Below are 17,961 nucleotides of genomic sequence, written 5' to 3' on the forward strand. Positions count from 1 at the left end.
TCCTTACTGCATATATTCCGTAAGGTCGGAACGGATAATGCGGTCCAGCTCTTCCCGCCGGTCCGCCGGAGTTTCGGTAAACAAAAAGCCGAAATGGGAAAAACGCCTGAAATCGCAGGGCCGCAAATGCAGCACCTTGCCGAAATCCCGGCGCAGGGCGTCGTAGTCAAAGCTCTGCACCGGCGAGCAGTTTTCGGGCTTGTTCAGCACCATCAGGGTATAGAGCTTCCCGGCCTTGCCGGCCAGGGCCCGTTCCCAGTCCGGACGCCTGCCTTCCAGAAAGCAGCCGTAGGAGTGGAAACCCCAGGCAAAAAGACTGACGTCTGTGGAGCACCAGCCCGCGAAACGCAGGGGATTGAATTCAATGGGCGCGATGCGGCCCTTGTCGTCCCGGCGCAGCTCCACATGGACCGGGAAATTGCGCAGGCCCAACAGGCCGTTGACCCGGTTGAACCAGGCCTCGAACTCAGTCAGGCGGCTTTCGATGATCTCCCGGCTCGTATAGTAGAGGCGGTCGCTGACGTCCGCAGCCGAGGAAAATTCGTGCCGCAGAATGTCGCAGACCACGGCCCGGCCCTGCTCGTCAAAGTAGACGTCCACGGCGTATTCCTCGCCCTGGATGTATTCCTCCAGCAGGAAAGTGCCGCCGCCCACAACCTCGGGCGGGTATTGCTCGCTCCAGCGGGCGGCGTCCTCGGTCACGGCGGCCTTGGCCGCCTCCCACTGGGCCGCGTTTTCAATGCTGTACACGCCCAGGCTGAAAAAACCCACCGCGGGTTTGAGCACGCAGGGAACCTTGAGTTCCTCAAAGGGCAGTACCGCCAGCTCCGCCGGAGTGACCCGGCGGAAGAAAAAATCCCCATAGAGCGGGGCCAGCAGATCCCGGCAGGCCGCCTTGTCCTTCAGCCGCCAGATGCGTTCCACCAGCGCGTTGTTGCCGGATTTTTTGTACACCCACTCCAGGGCGTTTTCCGAACAAGTGTACAGGCGGGGCGCGCCCCGGCAGAGCGCCGCGAAGGCGTCGTCGGACACCAGATTAAGGGCCGCCCCGTATTCGCGCGCGCAGGCGCGGGCCGTGGCGTTATCCAGTACGGATTCCTGCCGGGCGGCGGCGTAGGCGGCCAGCTCCGGCGAGACATAGGGTTCATCGAGAATGATCATGGTTGGGCCGTGGCTCCGCTGATGCTGTCTGATTGTTGAACATGCATGCGCCGCCTTCCGGCCGCCGCGGCGGCGCGCCGGACCGGAGGCAAACCTGCCCCGGCGGGCAGCCGTAAGAATGCCAGACTTGCGGGGCGGGGTCGAGGGGGGGGGGGAGGGGGGCCTGCGGGCGCGACCGAAACGAGAAGCGGCGGGCCCCTTCCGGAACCCGCCGCCGCATTGCCGCTTTCTACAGCACCCTGAAATACACCGCCGGTTCCTTGAGCAGGCCCGCGTCCACCGCGCGCTGGAGGGCGTCGCTCATGGCTCTGGCCGATGTTTCATGGGTCATGAAAACCAGGGGCACGCCCTGGCCCTCATCCGCTTTCTGGATCATCTGGGCCACGCTGATGCCCTCGGCGGCCATGCAGCCGGAAATGTCCCGCAGCACGCCGGGCGCGTCCTGGACCATGACCCGCACGTAGTAGCAGGAGCGCCATTCCTCGGGCGGCACAATGGCGGCCTTGGGCAGTTCCTTGCCCACAAAGCCCGTGTTGTTGGGCCGCTCCTCGCGGGCCACGGCCATCAGGTCGGCCAGCACGGCCCCGGCCGTGGGCAGATCCCCGGCTCCGCGCCCGTGGAAGAAGAGCGCCCCGGCCGCGTTGGCCTCCACCCGCGCGGCATTGTACACGCCGCCCACGCGCGCCAGCAGAAAGGTATGGTGCACCAGGGCCGGAAAGACCCCGGCTTCCAGGCGGACCGGACGGTCAAAACCGTCGCCCGCGCACTCCTTGCCGTCCTTTTTCGCATCGGGGCAACGCACTTCGCGCACCTGGCCGATGAGCTTGATACGGTAGCCGAACTCGCGCGCCAGACGGATGTCCATGGCCGAAAGCCCCCGGATGCCGCGCACGGACAGGGCCGTGTAGGGATAATTGACCCCGTGGGCCAGGCGGATCAGCAGGATCAGCTTGTGGGCCGCGTCGTGCCCGTCGATGTCCAGCGTGGGATCGGCCTCGGCGTAGCCCAGCTCCTGGGCCTGCTTGAGGGCCAGGTCAAAATCCAGGCCGTTGGAGGTCATTTCCGACAGGATGTAATTGCTGGTACCGTTGAGAATGCCCATCAGCGACTCGATGCGGTTGCCGGTCAGGCTTTCCTTGAGGGCCTGGACAATGGGGATGGCCCCGGCCACGCTGGCCTCATAGCGCAGAATGCGCTTTTTGCGCTCGGCCTTCTGGAAGAGGGCCAGGCCCTCCTCGGCCAGCAGGGCCTTATTGGCCGTGACGATATGCTTGCCCTGGTCCAGGGCGCGGTCGATGAGCGCGCGGGCCTGGTCAATGCCGCCGATGAGCTCCACCAGCACGTCGATATCCGGATCGTCGGTGAGCAGCGCCGGGTCGGTGGTCAGTTCCGCGCCCTCGGGCAGCGGCACGTTGCGGGCCTTCTGGGCGTTGCGCACCAGCACGCGCTTGACCACGATGTCGCGGCCCGTGCGGCGGCGGATGATGTCCGCGTTTTCCTTGAGCAGACGCGCCAGGCCGCCGCCCACCGTGCCGAAACCGGCCAGACCGGCCACCAGGGGTTTGCTTTCGTTGGCTTTCGTCATGCTTACTCCGGCGCGCCCGAGAGCAGGCGGCGCATATTGCTGATGGCCTGCCGGGTGCGGTGCTCGTTTTCAATGAGGGCGAAACGCACGTACTCGTCGCCGTAGGAACCGAAGCCCAGCCCCGGCGATACGGCCACCTGCGCCTCGGTCAGCAGCAATTTGGAAAATTCCACGGAACCCATCTTGCGGAAGGGCTCGGGAATGCGCGCCCAGACAAACATGGTGGCCTTGGGCGAGGGCACCTCCCAGCCGATGCGCCCCAGCCCCTCAATGAGGCGGTCGCGGCGCTCGCGGTAGATGTCGCAAATTTCGTGCACGCAGTCCTCCGGCCCGTTGAGGGCCACGGTGGAAGCGATCTGGATAGGCTGGAAGATGCCGTAGTCCAGATAGCTCTTGATCCGGGCCAGAGCGTGCACCAGACGCGGATTGCCCAGACAGAAGCCCACACGCCAGCCGGGCATGGAATAGCTCTTGGACAGGGTGTAGAACTCCACGCCCACATCCTTGGCCCCTTCGGCCTGAAGGAAACTGGGGGCCTTGTAGCCGTCGAAAACCAGATCCGCGTAGGCCAGGTCATGGACGACCCAGAGGCCGTTCTCCTTGGCGAAGGCCACCACCTTGCGGAAGAAATCCAGGTCCGTCACCTCGGTGGTGGGATTGTGCGGATAGCAGAGGAAAAGCAGCTTGGGCTTGGGCCAGGCCTGGCGGGTGGCGGCGGTCAGATCCTCGAAAAAGTCGCGTCCCGGGCCGATGGGCACGCTGCGCACGTCCGCGCCCGCGATGATCGGCGCATATTTATGGATGGGATAGGTGGGGTCCGGAGCCAGCACCACATCGCCGGGCTCCAGCATGGCCAGGGAGAGGTGGGCCAGGCCTTCCTTGGAGCCCATGGTCACGATGGCTTCGCGTTCCGGGTCCAGTTCCACGCCGTAGAGGCGGGCGTAACGGTCACAGACGGCCTTGCGCAGATTGGGGATGCCCTTGGACAGGGAATAGCGGTGGTTGACCGGTTTTTGCGCGGCCTCCACCAGCTTGTCCACCACATGGCCCGGCGTGGGAATGTCGGGATTGCCCATGCTGAAATCCACGATGTCGATATTCTGCCGACGCAACTTCATCTTGAGGTCGCCCACGACGGCAAAGACATAAGGAGGCAGGCGCTGGATACGCGAAAACTCTTCCATTGTGCTTCTCGCTTGTTTTGAACCGGCCCCCCGGACCCCGGCGCGGATTAACTTTGAGAATAGACATTCTCAAAGTTTCCTTGCCCCAGAGGTCGGGCGCGCACGGCGCGCGGCCCGGCTTGGCGTGCAGAATAGCCAGCGGCGCGTCTTTTTGTAAAGACGCGCCGCCTGGGTGGGATGTGCGGAACCCAAACCTGACTGGAGGTCGCTACGCTGAAAATTCGCAGCCTTAACGAAAGGAAAAATATTTTTTGTGACGAAAAGTCATGCTGCGACTATAAGGATTATATAAAAAATAAACTAAAATAAAAAATTGCAACAAGGATGCGGGGGCAATATTCAATTACTGAAATAAATTTTTTACTGTTTGTATATCAGAAAAAGAGTCTATCAATTGCTTTTGGATCGCAGCGGGGTCATTTCGATCATTACCTTCAAATTCTGAATTCGCGCATAACAAAACATGGAGCGGGTTATCTTCACTGATTGCCTTCTGCAGAGAAAAATCCATTTCTGACAAAATATCTTTTGTTGTACACGCCCCCCTTGCACCAATGTCATGGTTCTCGCAATCGCATTCCTCGCTGTCATCCCAGGTGCTGTTTTGTCTCGCACCCCTTGAACAATAGCTACAGGCATTAGCCTTGGCTGCATCTTTATTTTGCGCTGTTAAGAGTAAAAAGGAAGCCAGGGAAATTGTGCCGCTATCACATTTTCCAGATGGCAACCTGTTCATTGCTTTCAATATCTGGCTTAGAGGAAAAGCTGAAGGCTTGAGTGTGCCGTTTTTATTCACTTTTTTGGGGTGCACCCAGCGAACAATCTGACTCATACCTTAACTCTGTCTCTTTAAAATATGAAGTTCAATTTCTTGGGGAATGGAGTCAGAAAAAGACAAAATTTCACCCGAAATCTGGGAATTGGAGGTCTTACAAAAATATCTTAAAGAATTATTTTGGAAAAAGTGAATAATAAAATAAAAATTCTCTTCTTGCCAATATAAGGCGACTTCTTCACCTGTCGCGGCAGAAAATTCCGGTATTTTGTGTGCGGGCTGAAGCAGACATACAAATTTTTTAGCAAGGCTCAGGCAGGTCGGATTGGTTTTTTCCTCTAATTCATTATCCCAGCCTTCAGGAAGATCATAATATTCATCGATTTCAGATAAAAGTTGCTCTATGCATGACTTATATTCAGTGATCGAAGAAACAGCAATAGGAGGAGCTTTTTTGCTAAAAACAATCTGTTCAATACTATTGCAATTGGACGAACACGCTTCCCTCTCATATGCACCGTTTATCGCTGAAAATGAGGCCGCAATGCCCATCCAGAAGCCCTGCATCAGGGCGTCTTGTGATAAAGGATATTGCATATTACATCAATCCAATGCTTTTTAATACGTCTTTTTCTAAAATATTTGACACATATTCCTTATTGCGTTCATGCATTACTTGGGTCAATGTTTCAAAAATCTCTCTAATATCGGTATTCCCAATTTTCCCCTTTTTATCTCTAAAAGAAGAAATTTGCCGATGTGCAACAATAAAATTTAACCCACTGTCTGAAAAATTTGCTATGATTTTTATATCATTCTCCAAACAATATGAAAAATTTTTACATTGTATATTATGTTCATGAAACCTGTACGCTGAGAGCGCCGGTGGATATTTTGTATCAAAAAAAACAGGAACTATAAATTTTGATTTTTTATTAAAAAGTTCATTAAGCGCGAAATCTCTCCCTGTCTCCTTTTCCATCATAACATCAAATTCATCTTCAACATACAATCCTATGCCTTTTATATCATTTAATATAAATGCATCAAGGTTAGAAAATATATTTTTTGCAATATCAAAAAATTTGCTCCATCTCGTATATTCATGGCACTCAACACCTATACATTTATCAACAAATATGATTTTCCAAATTATATTATCGTTTTTTAGTAATGCTATCTCTGTTGACGAACGCTTTTGAGTGCGCTTTACAACACATTCTTTATCAATTAAATTAGATAAATATATATCTTTAAAAAATTCTATATATGTTGCCGCTTTTTTGGATAGAGTAAAAAAAACGACACTTTCTGCAAGTGCGTGCTCAGTCTTAATCGGTATAATTTTTGAATGCATAGCTAACACCTATTTTCCAGCTACTGAGCGTAGAAATATATTTTTTGTAAAGACATTTCTTTTGATATTAGAGTATTTCAACCTTGAAATGCTCTAACGGCGCATCGCAGTTATCAAGGTTCCCAGAGTGCTTTGCCTGTACAGGCATACCCCTGATGGCCGCCATCAGGCGCGTACATCGAAGAGCTGTCTTCTTTGGCATAACAGAACCATACGGAGATCGACAGCAGCGGCAACCGCCTTTTTTAGCTGAATGAGCCTTTGAAAAAGTGAAACCTTTCAAGGACACTCTGCTTTAGGATATCTTGGATTCAAAAAAAATCAAACACTCCAGACCAAAGCTGTATAAGCCGGGCGGCGCGGCGGAGGCGCGGACGGGCTTTTGTCAGTAGTGATAACGGCATTGCAGCACAATGAACTGTCCGGCGGGCTCATCCACTCGATAGACGAGGCGGTGGGCGAGATCAATCCGGCGTGACCAGCAGCCGTTGAGATCGAATTTCAACGCTTCCGGTTTGCCCAGTCCAGAACCGAAGTCGCGCAGGGCGTCACGGAGAAGCGCGTTGATACGTTTGAGGATTTTTTTGTCCGTACCTTGCCAGTAGAGGTAATCCTCCCAGGCTTGCGGCGTCCAGGCAAGCAGCACGCCTATGCCTCCTCAAGCCGGCGAAGCGTGGTTTCCCCCTTGGCCGCGGCGCTTAGGGCCGCCCGCAACCGCTCGGCATTGGCGGGACTTTGCAGCAGATAGGAGGTTTCAGCCAGACTGCTGTAGTCCTCCAGCGAAAGCATGACCACTGGTTGGGACTTGCGTCGGGTGATGATCAGGGGCGTATGCGTGTCGCATACGCGATTCATGGTTTCCGCCAGATTCTGACGGGCCTCGGAATAGGTAATGGCCTGGCTCATGACAAACTCCATTTTGTACAAAAATATGTACAACTGGAGAGTATGTCAAGAACTTCTGCCCACATAGGAAATGCGCGCAACGGGCCACGTGTCGCCCTCTCCGCATCCCCTCATCTCCTCCACCGGGGCCGTTCAGGCCAGAGGCCTTATTCCGGACCTGAAAAGCAGAAAAAACGGCATGTTACACTGCACTTCCGACAGAGATCAAAAATGTCCGCACGCATATCCAGCGGATATGTATACAATTCATCGACAGATGTACTGTCAATGAGTTATTGAATAATGATACTTTCAGCCGCATAAATTTGCAATAGCATCTCGCTGATAAAAAATTCCCAATTTCTACTTTATAAAAATACTCATTATTTCATCAAGATAGCTCTCCCACAAATTCTCGAAGCCCAGCCGGAAACCGACAGTACATCTGTCGGTAAAGGAAAGGAGCATTGGGCTCCGTATGAATTCTTGAGGAGCGGATGCTCCTGGGAGGTATGCTATGCTGACGAAGGGCGCTATCGGCAATCTTGTTAACAAATACCGGGCTGTACTCAAAAAATGCGGCCTGCTCAATGTCTTCGGCTCGTTGGCCGTGGCCGGGGCGCTGGTCCTGGGCGGCGCGGGTCTGGCCGTGGCGGCGGTTCCTTGGGGGGCGGATCAGGATGTGGTGATTGAGAGCTCGGTATCCGTGACACAGAGCGAGCAAGCCAAAAACCTGACCATCGGCGGCGCGGGCAACAGCCTGACCGTCAGTTCCAGCACCGGCCATCTCTATGTGAGCGGTGCGACCACCCTGAATGACGGCGGCATGCTGACCCTCAATACCGGCCCGCACGGCCTGCTGGGCACCACGGACAACGCCAGCGAGGCGGCCGACACCTGGACCGGCTCCTTTGGCATGACCGGCGGCAAGCTGGAAATTAGCAGCAGCCAGTTGCAGATGGATGCCGTAACTATCAGCGGCGGCACGGCCAACATTGCCGGGCGGATCGGCGGCGGCACCAACTGGGATGACGGGGCCATGCTGGTGGGCGGCCTGAACGGCGCGGCCACCACCGTAAGCGGCGGCAAAATCACCGTGGGTGACTACGGCCAAGTGGTGGGCGGACAGGTCAACATCAGCGGCGGCGAAGTGGCGTTGGGCGGCGACAGCGGCAAGGCCGCCATTTTGCGCTCTTACGGCGCGGACAACGCCCTGACCCTCACCGGCAACGGCAAAATCAGCGTGTCTGCCTCCAAGTATGGCGTGCTGACCGCCAATGCGGTCAACATCAACGGCGGCACCCTGGACGTGAAGGGCAACCTGACCCTGGCCGGTGCGCTGGCCAAGAAACAAGGCCTTGCCAACGCCCTCAAGGCCAGCGGCGACGCCACGGTCAACCAGACCGGCGGCACGGTGGCGGTGGCGGCTGGCGGCGCGCTGAACATCAATAGAGGCGTGGAATACAATCTCAGCGGCGGCACGCTGAGCAGCGCGGGGACCCTGCATGTTGAAGGCGAACTCAATCTGAACGGCAATGTGGCGTTGACAGATCTGACGGCCGGGACAGGCAAGGTCTATCTCGGTTACGATCCTGATGGCTATGGCGCGGACCAGAACGGATATGCCAAGATTCGTCTGGGTACGGCTGAAAATGTCACTCTGGCCACTTCGACTTTGGGCGATAAGAGTGACGGCAAATCGATTACAGTGGATGCCAACGGCAGCCTTCAGGTCCAGAATCTGACTTTGACCGGTGATTCTCTGTCGATCAATAAAAAGGGAAGAATCAAGGTCAACAGCCTGACCCTGACGCCGAACGCTGCTCAAGCCTTCACCCTGTCCTCCGGCCAACTCATGCTCAAGGGCGAAGACGGTTCTTCAACGCTTTCCGTCGGAGGCACGGGCGGCCTGAAAGTCGACGGCAGCAGCAGTAACGCCGAACTGAAGCTGGGCGAGGTGAAGTCTGACGGCACGGTCAATCCCGGCGGCAGCCTGAATGCCGACATTACGGCCACGGGCAACAACGCCAAGGTGACTGTGAACGGTGGAGCCTGGACCCTGGCCGAGGGCAAAACCCTGGACATCCAGGGCGGCGCGCTCACCGTGGGCGGCGGAACGGACATCGACTACGCGGGCAACCTTCCCGCCGAGCTGGATGTGAGCAAAGGCACGCTGAAGACCACGAACGGCGTTGCAGCCACAGTGGAAAATCTTGGGACTCTGGTTGCTTCCAAAGATTCTCTGACCACAACGACTGACTGGGACAATGTAGGCCAAGTGCTCACTATCAATGGCGGCGGCACCTTCAAGGTCAGCGGCATCGGAAGCATTACCGCCGCCGATCTTGGTACGCTCAAAACCAACCTAATGACCGGCAACGGTCTCCTTGACGTGGCCGACGCCGATATCAGCGGCGTCAGCGGCGGCAGTACTATTGCGTATACCGACGCGAAAAAACTGAGCAATACCACCAGCGACAGCCTGCGCGAAGCCACGGTCACGGATGTGAACGGCGCTCTCTCCGGCGCATACGCGGGTGCGGAACTTCAGGCCGGGACCACTTCCCTGAGCGTGGCCGCCAACAGCACCTTGCAGCTCTCCGGCGCGAACGGCGGCAACATCATCGCGGACGCGAGCGACAATGCGGGCGCTCTCACGGTGGCGAACACCGGCACCGCGATTCTGGGCGAAGCGGGCAAGGACAATCAGGGCACGGTGGGCAATGTGACGCTGACCGGCACCGGCACGCTCAACGCCATGGGCAACGGCGGCGCGTCTTTCATCACCGGCGACATCACGGCCCAAACTGACGGTGGCGGCGTGATCAACGCGACCGGCGCAACCCTGAATGCCGAAGCTATCGGCGTTGCGGGAACTAAGGTCGGCACCGTCAATGCCAACAGCGGCACCATCAACGCAGCTTCCATCAACACTGACGCCCTGACCGCCGACAACGGCATAGTCAAGGCCACAGGTAACATCACTGTTACCAGCGCTGTGACCGGCCTGAACAACGGCACAATCCATTCCACCACCGGCGACGTGACCCTGACTGCTGGCGCGAGCAACGCCAGCGGTCTCATTGAGGCCACCTTGGGTGAGATTAATGCTGGCAGTTCTAGCATCACCGCCGCCTCCGGCAAAAGTCTGAACCTGTATGGGCTTGAAAAAATTACCGCTGGTGCCATTGAGGCCACCAGTGTCCATTCGGGCGGCATTATTGATACTCAGGTTGCAAATGGAAACGTGACGGCCACCCAGGTGCGTGCCACTACTCTGAAGACCGGTAGCGGCACTGTGGCCATCACTGACGGTTACCTGGATCTCAGCGGGACTGGTAGCAACGCCAGCTCCGTGGGCTCTCTGGCTCTGGACAATGCCCAGGCGGTAGTGGGCGATCTGACCGTGACCAGCGCGGCGACCATTGAGGGCGGCAGCTTCACGGGCAACGCCGTGACCCTGTCCGGCGGCGGCGAAATCAGCAACGGCGCGCAAGTCACGGTGGATACGCTGACCGGCGCTGGACAGACCATCAAGGTGGGTTCGGACACAGACACCGTGGCCACCAGCCTGACGGTCAACACTCTGGACATGGCGGGCGGCAGCCTGCTTATCGACCCGGCCTGGACTTCCGGCTCCAACGTGATGGCTGTCGGCGACTTTGACAGCGGCGACATCGATGTGCTTGCGGGCGTGGGCCAGAATTCCATGCTGCTTATCGGCAGCGCGGACGCGAACTGGCTGACCTCCCAGGTCAATGCCGCGACCAACGGCGCGGGCCTGACCCGGAACGGCGTGGATTCCGTGCTGGGTATTTACAGTTCCCAGACGCTGGATAACACCAATGGCGGCATTCAGGTGGACGGCACCAAGACGAATAGCGGCGTCACTTCGCTGAGTCCCGCCGCCAACACTGCCGACTTCTCCGGCAAATCCCTGCTGGTGGTCAACGCCGACGCGGCGACCGGCGGCAATGTGGCTCTGACCGCGACCGGCGGCACGCTCAACCTGACCGACGGGGCGAAACTGCGCATCGCCGGGGCGAAAATCGGTGCGGACTACACTGTGGTGGATGGTTTCACGACAACAAACTACCTTAAAGCTGATGGTACTACCCCCACGACCGAAGCCGACTCCACGGCCTGGGTGGGCGCGAACCTCTCCACGGACTCCAAGCTGGTGCATCTGGAAAAGAGCGCCACCGGCGAATACAAGGGCGCGCTGACTTCCGCCGCCGCCTTCATGCCCAAGCTCGACGGCGAACTGGTCAAGGTGGTGAACAACATGGCCCTGGCGGGCAACACCGGCACGGCCGGTGAAATGTCCGAGACCAAGGGCGTCCGATTCCTGAACCGGGCCATCAGCGAAAAATATCTGAACAATGACGCCGCTGCCGCCGTGACCATTGAAAGCGCGGCGCGCATGGCGCTCGTCGGCGCGGTGCCGCAGATGACCATGGCGGCCAGCAACGCGGCGGGCAATGCCGTGACCCAGCGTACCAGCCTGGCCCAGCCCGGCGGCAACGCCATCCAGAGCGTGGCCCCGGACGGCTCCATGCAAACCGGCGCTTCCGCCGGAGACGCCGCCAAGACCGGCTTCGCCATGTGGATCATGCCCCTGTACCAGAGCAGCAACGGCTACGGCATGAAGGCCGGAAACTTCGACATGGACTTCAGCGGCGGCCTGGGCGGCGTGGCCATCGGCGCGGACTACACCTTCGACAACGCCATCCGCGCGGGCATCACCTTCAACATCGGCGGCGGCTACGCCACCGGCTCCGGCGACCTCAACGAAACCACCAACAATATGAACTTCTGGGGCATCGGCGCGTATGCCGGTTGGGCCCAGAACAACTTCGGCGTGACCGCCGACGTGAACTACACCTCCACCTACAACAAGCTGGAACAGGACCTGCCCGCAAGCATGCAGATGGGCAAGCTCAAGAGCGACGTGACGGCCTACGCCATCAGTGCGGGCCTGCGCGGCGAATACAGGTTCGAAACCAGCGTCATGGACATCACCCCGCATGTAGGCGTGCGCTACATGAGCCTGAACACCGACGAATACGACGTGAAGTCCGGCGGCACGCTGCTCAAGGGCGACGCCATCAACCAGAGCATCTGGACCTTCCCGGTGGGCGTGGCCTTCAGCAAGCAAATCGAGACGGGCAACGGCTGGCACTTCAAGCCCAGCCTGGACCTGGCCGTGATCCCGGCCGCCGGGGACATTGACGCCCGCAGCGACGTGCGCTTCACCGGCACGGGCACCAAGGCGGAACTGGACACTCAGACCATGGACTACGTCTCCTACATGGGCGGCCTGGGCCTGGAATTCGGCAACGATACCACGTCCCTGGGCGTGAACTACAACATCCAGCTCGGCGCGAAGAGCACGGCGCACGGCGTGTTCGGGACGTTCCGCTACGAGTTCTAGAGGGTGCCGCCATGAGTGTCTTTTCGGTTATCTCCGCGTCGAACATCGCCTTTTATTTCGGTCGAGTACCAGAAGAGTACACTCCCTGCATAAAAGGCTCGTTCTCCTTGACATAGCACGAAAATCCATCTCATGACGACACCCTCTAACATCAGCGCGGCGGCTCCATTGGGTAAGGAGCCGCCGCGCCCGGACATCCGGGAGGCGGGGGCTTCCCGGGTCCGGTTGCCGTCCGCCGACATCGCTTCCCCGGCGGGCGGCACCTCCTGAAGTCCGCGCTCTTGTCCCTTCCTGAAGGGCGCGGGCAACGGCGCGGCGGGTGAATTCCGCCGCGCCGTTTTTTGGGGCGAGGGGGGCTTGTCGCCCGGACTGGATTTATAGTGCCCTGCGGGCACAGGAGCTTTACGCCTCCCGGCGTTTGGGCCGCCTATCGTTGCTGTCTTCATCCGTAAGGCTGCCTTGCCGCCAACGGCTGAAGCCTCCCTCCGCGCCGCGCAATTGCCATTGACGGCTGGGCTTCGAGTCAAAACGCCGTCCGCTGCCGGAAATTGACGCGCGGCGATTTCGGGGCGCAGCGAGCCACGCGAGCAAGACCCGTGGGACGCCGCGTCACCACGTTACGACGTACAGCGGGGGCAGGGGGTTGTAGGGGGCCTGGGGGCTGCCGCCCCCGGCCCCCTGCCGCACGCCGCGTAGGCGGCCAAAACGGCGGCACGCCGTAAGCCCCCGTGCCCGCAGGGCGCACAGAACATCATCCGTATGACAAGACCTTTCCGTCTGGCAGGATAAAAAAAGCCCTCAATGACACGACACACATAAAAACAGGAAACCATCCCCATGCGTCACACTGCAACAACGCTTGCCCTCACGGCCCTCCTTGCCGCCTGCCTCCTGGGCGGCTGTCTGGAGGGCAGCACCAGCGCCGCGCCCCAGACCGCCGTGGTCGATCTGGAGCGGATCATGTCACAATCCCGCGCCGCCGAGGCCGGGCGCGCCCATCTGGCCCAGGCCCGTCGGCGCCTGGAACAGGGCTTTGCCGATCTGCAAAAAGCCTGGGCCAAGGCTCCGGACAAGGAGCGCGAGGCCGTGCTCCGCGACGGCGCGCTGGCCCTCCGCCGCCAGATGGCCGCCGAGGAGGCCGCCGTACAAAATGTCGTCAACGGCCTGTTGCTGGAAGAGGTCAAAGCCTGGCGCAAGGCCCACAAGGCCGCCCTGGTTCTGCCCCGCCGGAATGTGCTGGACGCCGACGCCAGCCTGGACATCACCGCAGCCATACTCAAGGGCATGGACGCCCGCAAGGCCGTCTTCCCGGCGTTGCCCGTGGTGTCCGTCAAGCTGCCCGGCGAGAAGGGGAAAACGCCGGAAACCCCCGGCCAAGCCAATCACAACGCCGCCCCCGGCGCAAAAAGGAAGTAAGCATGAGCGCACAGAAAAATTCCGGCAAGACCGGGGCCGAAACCGCCGCTTCCGGCGAAGGCCAACAAATCCGCGTGGCCCTGAACAGCGCGCGGCTCCGCACGTCCTACGCCAATGTCTTCCAGACCCGCTGCACGGCCGAGGAGGTCATCCTCTGCTGCGGCCTGAGTCAGCCCGAAAGCCTGAACACCCAGGACGGCGGTACTGAAAACGTCCTGGCCGTGGACCTGGACCGGCGCATCGTCATGACCCCGGCCTCGGCCCAACGCCTGCTCCTGGCCCTGGACCGCACGCTCAAGGAGCATGCCGCCCGTTTCAGCAACAACAGCCCGCACGCCTGAACCGGTTTTGCGACCCGAAACCACGCAAAAGGGCCGCGTCAGACGACGCGGCCTCTTACATGACAGAGCATTTCAAGTGGTAACTGTTCTAGTTGCCCAGCTTGATGCTCTTCAAAACGGTTTGCAGCTTGGCGGGCAGTTTGGTGTCGCGCTGCCGGAGCATAGCGCTCACGGCCAGGGTCTTTTTGCCTTCGTAAAATCCCCAGCTCACATTGCACAGACCCCTGGCCGGGAACAGCGCGGACACGGCCAGAGCCGCGCCCTTGGCCGTTGTTTCGCGCGCGCAGTTCACTTCCGTGGCGCCGCCCCGCTTGAAGCCGTCGATGGCCTGCGCGCAGATTTTCTTGACGCCGTCCTCATCCAGTTTGGCGAAAGCGGCCTGGTCCATCTCGCCCACGGGCTGCTCCATAATGGCGAACTGCGGCACTTCCGGGCTCTGGGCCATCAGCAGCACCTTCATGTCCCCGGCCTGCTTCTGCACTTGGGCCAGAGCCTCCTTGGGGGCGATTTGCCAGTCCGAGGGCAGGTCGATGGCCAAGCCCGGCAGTTTGTGCTCCTTGAAGCCGTCCGGAGCCGCCAGGGCAGCGCCCGCCAGGCCCAGGCTCAATGCCCCGGCCAGCAGCAAAGTCCATGCGTAACGCATATCTTGATTTCCTCCTGAGTAGTGGGCGGCGCGGGCACAATCCCCTGCCGCCGGAGCAACTCTATGCCCGGCTCGCGGGACTGTCCAGAACCCGACCCCATACCGGCGCGGGCACTCTTCCGGCAAGCCGTTTTTTGCCATCGGACGCATTGTCGTGTAAGGCAGGGAACAAGGAGACGCCATGAACGACCACATCCGTTTTGATCGCGACGCCCTGGAACTGCATCTGCTGGACCAACGCCTTTTGCCGGGAGAGGAGGCGGATTTCGTCTGCCGCACGCCCGACGAGGTGATCACGGCTCTGCAAACCATGGTGGTACGCGGCGCTCCGGCCATTGGCGTCGCCGCCGCCTGGGGCTGCGCCCTGGCCGTCTCCCGGACCGGGGACGGCGACGGCTGGCGGGAGCGCCTGGACGCCGCCCTGGAGGCCATTGCCGACGCCCGGCCCACGGCCGTGAATCTGCGCTGGGCAGTGGAACGCATGCGCGCGTGCCGACGCGCCGCCGGAGATGTGGACCGCCCCGCCCTGCTGGAGCTTTTTCTGCGCGAGGCCCGGACCATGCAGGACGAGGACGTGGCCGCCTGCAAGCGCCTGGGCCGCTTCGGCGCGGACTGCCTTGAGGACGGAGACACGGTGCTCACCCACTGCAACGCCGGGGCCCTGGCTACGGCGGGCTACGGCACGGCTCTGGGCGTGATCCGCGCGGCAGTGGAACAGGGCAAGCGCATCCGGGTCATTGCCGATGAAACCCGCCCTTTTTTGCAGGGCGCGCGGCTCACGGCCTGGGAACTGCACCAGGACGGCATTCCGGTTACCGTGGCCTGCGACAACGCCTGCGCCCTGCTGATGCAGAAAGGGCTCGTCCAGCGCGTGGTGGTGGGCGCGGACCGCATCGCGGCCAACGGCGACGCGGCCAACAAAATCGGCACCTTCGGCGTGGCCCTGCTGGCGCGGCATTTCGGCATCCCCTTCTATGTGGCCGCGCCCCTCTCGACCATTGACCCGCAAACGGCCGACGGCACGGCCATTCCCATTGAGGAACGCCCGGCCGGGGAGGTGACCCATGCGGGGGGGCGGCGCGTGACGCCCGAGGACGTGCCGGTTTACAACTTCGCTTTTGACGTGACCCCGGCGGCGCTGATCAGCGGCATCATCACCGAAGCGGGCGTGCTGCGGCCGCCTTACGGCCCGGCTGTCCGCGCGGCCCTGGACGAAGCCGCGACGGAGGCGCGCCCATGAAAGAACTGGTGCTGCTGGTGGAACCGGCCAAGGAGCCGTCCGTACCGTCGCCCGCCTCCGGCCGGGGCCAGGCCGTCGCCCACTGGAGCGCCTGGGAAGTGCCGGAAGGCCGGATATCCCTGCCCGCGCGTCTCCATGCGGACCTGGTGGCGATCCGCGCCGAACACATGGCCTGGGCCTATGATCTGGGCCGTTTGCGCGTGGGCCGCAAGGAATTGCAGGAAAAACTCAAAGCCGGGGAAAGCCTGTCCATGTGGTGGTGCTCCCTGCTCTACGAGCGCCACCCCAAGATGGCGCCCAATCTCTACGCCATCTACAAGCTGCGCGCCCTGGAACGCCTCATGGACGAGGAAGGCTTCACGGCCCTGCGGCTCTGCGGCGGCGACGCCACCCTGCGCCACACGCTGGCGGATTTCTGCGCCGTGTCGGGCCGCCTCTTTGTGGAATGCCACGAGCCGGGGCTGCGCCTCAAGCCCGCGCAAAGCCTGCTGCGGCGGGTCTACAACGCCTGCCCCGCGCCCTTGCGGGCCGCGGCCCGCTACGCGCACTGGTGGTGGACCATACGACGCAAGCTGCCCTGCATCCGGAAAGAAAAAAACTGTCTGCCGCCCGCATCGGGGCAAAAGCCCGCCGCCACCATTGCCACCTATTTCCCTAATCTGGACATGCACGCCGCCGGTCTGGGGCGCTTCCGCTCCCGCTACTGGGAAAAGCTGCACGACGTTCTTGACGCGGAGGCCCGGCGTGAAGGCGCGCAGTTCGTGCGCTGGCTGTTCATCCGCTTTCCCGCGCCCCAGCTTTCCTTCGCCCAATGCCGCAAACTGCGCGACCGTTTCCGCGAGAAAGGCAAAGACGGCCTTTCCTTCCACTATCTGGAAGAATTTCTGCGCCACCGCGATCTCTGGGCAGCCCTGTGGCGGCATCTGCGCCTCTGCTGGGCCAGCCTGCGCCTGGAAAAACACGCGCGCCCGGCCTTTCACTTCGCCGGTTCCCGGCTCAATTTCTGGGACTACGCCAAGGGCGACTGGGCCGAATCCTTCCGGGGCTGGCGCGGCCTGGAGCGCTGCCTTCAGAACCGGGCCTTCAAGAGCTATGCGCACTGCGCCGGGCCGCAGCGCTGGACCCTGTTCCCGCTGGAAAACTGCCCTTGGGAGCGCATGCTGACCCAGGCCGCGCATGAGGCCGGGAACGGGCCGGTCTTCGGCGCGCAGCATTCCACCATCCGGCCCACGGACTTCCGCTATTTCGACGACCCGCGCACCTTCAGCGCGCCGGACTGCGCGATCTTCCAACCTGACGCCATCCGGGGCAACGGCCGCTCGGCCTGCCGCCAGTGGCTGGACGCGGGCATGCCGCCCGAGCGCCTGGGCGAAGTGGAGGCCCTGCGCTACCTCTACCTCGCCGACGCGGCTCCGGCGCAAACGGAAGCCCCGGACCCCGCGCCGACTACGCCCGCGGGCGGCCTCAAGCGGCTGCTGGTCCTGACCAGCTTTTTCAACGACGAAACCGAGGCCCATCTGGTCTTGCTGGCACGCGCCGTGCATGCCGGGCTGCTGGAAGGCTGGGATATTGTCGTCAAGCCCCACCCCTACCTGCCCGTGGAAGAACGCCTGCGCGCCCTGCTGGGCCGCCGGATGCGCGAAATCCGCCTGGCGGACGGCCCCATTGCCGAACAGTTGCGGCCCGGCGTGACGGTCTGGGCCTCCAATTCCACCACAGCCGCCCTGGAAGCGGCGCTCAAGGGCCTGCCGGTCATGGTCATGCTGCCCAGCGACGACTTTGACCTCTGCCCCTTGCAGGACGTGCCGGAACTGCCGCGCACCGGCGATCTGGAGGACGTGCGCCTGGCCCTGGCAACGGCGGCGCCCCTGGACCTGCCGCCCGATTATCTGGATCTGAACCCGGAACTGCCCCGCTGGCGGCAACTCCTGGGCTTGTGA

Annotated in this window: 14 protein-coding genes; 5 read left to right on the forward strand and 9 right to left on the reverse strand. The window is 60.7% G+C overall.

Annotated elements, in window-relative coordinates:
• Positions 1–3: 3 nt before the first annotated feature.
• The 8 genes from AXF13_RS13020 to AXF13_RS13040 all read right to left on the reverse strand — a co-directional run bounded on the left by AXF13_RS13020 (position 4) and on the right by AXF13_RS13040 (position 6,968).
• Positions 4–1,161 (reverse strand): ATP-grasp domain-containing protein, encoded by a 1,158-nt coding sequence (locus tag AXF13_RS13020; protein ID WP_062253878.1) that lies wholly within the window; start codon positions 1,159–1,161, stop codon positions 4–6.
• 229 nt (positions 1,162–1,390) lie between these two features.
• The gene (locus AXF13_RS13025; protein WP_062253880.1) at positions 1,391–2,746 is read right to left on the reverse strand and encodes a homoserine dehydrogenase; all 1,356 of its coding nucleotides are present in this window, start codon (positions 2,744–2,746) and stop codon (positions 1,391–1,393) included.
• A 2-nt stretch (positions 2,747–2,748) separates the two neighbouring features.
• Entirely contained in the window at positions 2,749–3,930 is a 1,182-nt protein-coding gene (locus tag AXF13_RS13030) for an aminotransferase class I/II-fold pyridoxal phosphate-dependent enzyme (RefSeq protein ID WP_062253881.1), read from the reverse strand.
• 343 nt (positions 3,931–4,273) lie between these two features.
• Positions 4,274–4,762 carry a hypothetical protein gene (locus tag AXF13_RS16875; RefSeq protein WP_150116179.1) on the reverse strand — a complete coding sequence of 163 codons (489 nt, stop codon included), beginning with the start codon at positions 4,760–4,762 and terminating at the stop codon, positions 4,274–4,276.
• 3 nt (positions 4,763–4,765) lie between these two features.
• Complete coding sequence (locus AXF13_RS16880) at positions 4,766–5,302, reverse strand: hypothetical protein (protein WP_150116180.1); 537 nt, start codon at positions 5,300–5,302, stop codon at positions 4,766–4,768.
• A 1-nt stretch (position 5,303) separates the two neighbouring features.
• Positions 5,304–6,062: a hypothetical protein gene (locus AXF13_RS16885; RefSeq protein WP_150116181.1), complete on the reverse strand. Its 759-nt coding sequence runs from the start codon at positions 6,060–6,062 to the stop codon at positions 5,304–5,306.
• 385 nt (positions 6,063–6,447) lie between these two features.
• Positions 6,448–6,708 carry a Txe/YoeB family addiction module toxin gene (locus AXF13_RS13035; RefSeq protein ID WP_062253882.1) on the reverse strand — a complete coding sequence of 87 codons (261 nt, stop codon included), beginning with the start codon at positions 6,706–6,708 and terminating at the stop codon, positions 6,448–6,450.
• Between the two features lie 2 nt (positions 6,709–6,710).
• Entirely contained in the window at positions 6,711–6,968 is a 258-nt protein-coding gene (locus tag AXF13_RS13040) for a type II toxin-antitoxin system Phd/YefM family antitoxin (RefSeq protein ID WP_062253884.1), read from the reverse strand.
• 496 nt (positions 6,969–7,464) lie between these two features.
• Here AXF13_RS13040 and AXF13_RS13045 point away from each other — a divergent pair, with 496 nt between their 5' ends.
• The 3 genes from AXF13_RS13045 (at position 7,465) to AXF13_RS13060 (ending at position 14,138) form a co-directional block, all read left to right on the forward strand.
• Positions 7,465–12,381, forward strand: a complete 4,917-nt coding sequence (locus tag AXF13_RS13045; protein WP_062253885.1) for an autotransporter domain-containing protein — start codon at positions 7,465–7,467, stop codon at positions 12,379–12,381.
• Between the two features lie 837 nt (positions 12,382–13,218).
• Positions 13,219–13,797 carry an OmpH family outer membrane protein gene (locus AXF13_RS13055; RefSeq protein WP_062253889.1) on the forward strand — a complete coding sequence of 193 codons (579 nt, stop codon included), beginning with the start codon at positions 13,219–13,221 and terminating at the stop codon, positions 13,795–13,797.
• A gap of 2 nt (positions 13,798–13,799) precedes the next feature.
• Positions 13,800–14,138 (forward strand): DUF3467 domain-containing protein, encoded by a 339-nt coding sequence (locus AXF13_RS13060; RefSeq protein ID WP_062253891.1) that lies wholly within the window; start codon positions 13,800–13,802, stop codon positions 14,136–14,138.
• Positions 14,139–14,226: 88 nt separating this feature from the next.
• On the opposite strand, the gene AXF13_RS13065 is transcribed toward AXF13_RS13060, so the two are convergent.
• Positions 14,227–14,781 (reverse strand): hypothetical protein, encoded by a 555-nt coding sequence (locus AXF13_RS13065; protein ID WP_062253893.1) that lies wholly within the window; start codon positions 14,779–14,781, stop codon positions 14,227–14,229.
• A 181-nt stretch (positions 14,782–14,962) separates the two neighbouring features.
• On the opposite strand from AXF13_RS13065, the gene mtnA reads away from it, so the two are divergent.
• Together mtnA and AXF13_RS13075 are read left to right on the forward strand one after the other, a co-directional pair.
• Positions 14,963–16,021 (forward strand): S-methyl-5-thioribose-1-phosphate isomerase, encoded by a 1,059-nt coding sequence (gene mtnA / locus AXF13_RS13070; protein ID WP_062253895.1) that lies wholly within the window; start codon positions 14,963–14,965, stop codon positions 16,019–16,021.
• Positions 16,018–17,961 (forward strand): TIGR04326 family surface carbohydrate biosynthesis protein, encoded by a 1,944-nt coding sequence (locus AXF13_RS13075; protein ID WP_062253897.1) that lies wholly within the window; start codon positions 16,018–16,020, stop codon positions 17,959–17,961. The genes mtnA and AXF13_RS13075 overlap by 4 nt, the downstream gene beginning before the upstream one ends.

This window comes from Desulfovibrio fairfieldensis (assembly GCF_001553605.1).
GTDB lineage: Bacteria > Desulfobacterota > Desulfovibrionia > Desulfovibrionales > Desulfovibrionaceae > Desulfovibrio > Desulfovibrio fairfieldensis.

Excerpts from the sequence above, each read along its gene's own strand:
- AXF13_RS16880 (WP_150116180.1), bottom strand. The coding sequence starts at position 5,302 with ATGCAATATCCTTTATCACAAGACGCCCTGATGCAGGGCTTCTGGATG.
- AXF13_RS13055 (WP_062253889.1), top strand. The coding sequence starts at position 13,219 with ATGCGTCACACTGCAACAACGCTTGCCCTCACGGCCCTCCTTGCCGCC.
- mtnA (WP_062253895.1), top strand. The coding sequence starts at position 14,963 with ATGAACGACCACATCCGTTTTGATCGCGACGCCCTGGAACTGCATCTG.
- AXF13_RS13065 (WP_062253893.1), bottom strand. The coding sequence starts at position 14,781 with ATGCGTTACGCATGGACTTTGCTGCTGGCCGGGGCATTGAGCCTGGGC.
- AXF13_RS13020 (WP_062253878.1), bottom strand. The coding sequence starts at position 1,161 with ATGATCATTCTCGATGAACCCTATGTCTCGCCGGAGCTGGCCGCCTAC.
- AXF13_RS13025 (WP_062253880.1), bottom strand. The coding sequence starts at position 2,746 with ATGACGAAAGCCAACGAAAGCAAACCCCTGGTGGCCGGTCTGGCCGGT.
- AXF13_RS13045 (WP_062253885.1), top strand. The coding sequence starts at position 7,465 with ATGCTGACGAAGGGCGCTATCGGCAATCTTGTTAACAAATACCGGGCT.
- AXF13_RS13030 (WP_062253881.1), bottom strand. The coding sequence starts at position 3,930 with ATGGAAGAGTTTTCGCGTATCCAGCGCCTGCCTCCTTATGTCTTTGCC.
- AXF13_RS16875 (WP_150116179.1), bottom strand. The coding sequence starts at position 4,762 with ATGAGTCAGATTGTTCGCTGGGTGCACCCCAAAAAAGTGAATAAAAAC.
- AXF13_RS13075 (WP_062253897.1), top strand. The coding sequence starts at position 16,018 with ATGAAAGAACTGGTGCTGCTGGTGGAACCGGCCAAGGAGCCGTCCGTA.
- AXF13_RS13060 (WP_062253891.1), top strand. The coding sequence starts at position 13,800 with ATGAGCGCACAGAAAAATTCCGGCAAGACCGGGGCCGAAACCGCCGCT.
- AXF13_RS13040 (WP_062253884.1), bottom strand. The coding sequence starts at position 6,968 with ATGAGCCAGGCCATTACCTATTCCGAGGCCCGTCAGAATCTGGCGGAA.
- AXF13_RS16885 (WP_150116181.1), bottom strand. The coding sequence starts at position 6,062 with ATGCATTCAAAAATTATACCGATTAAGACTGAGCACGCACTTGCAGAA.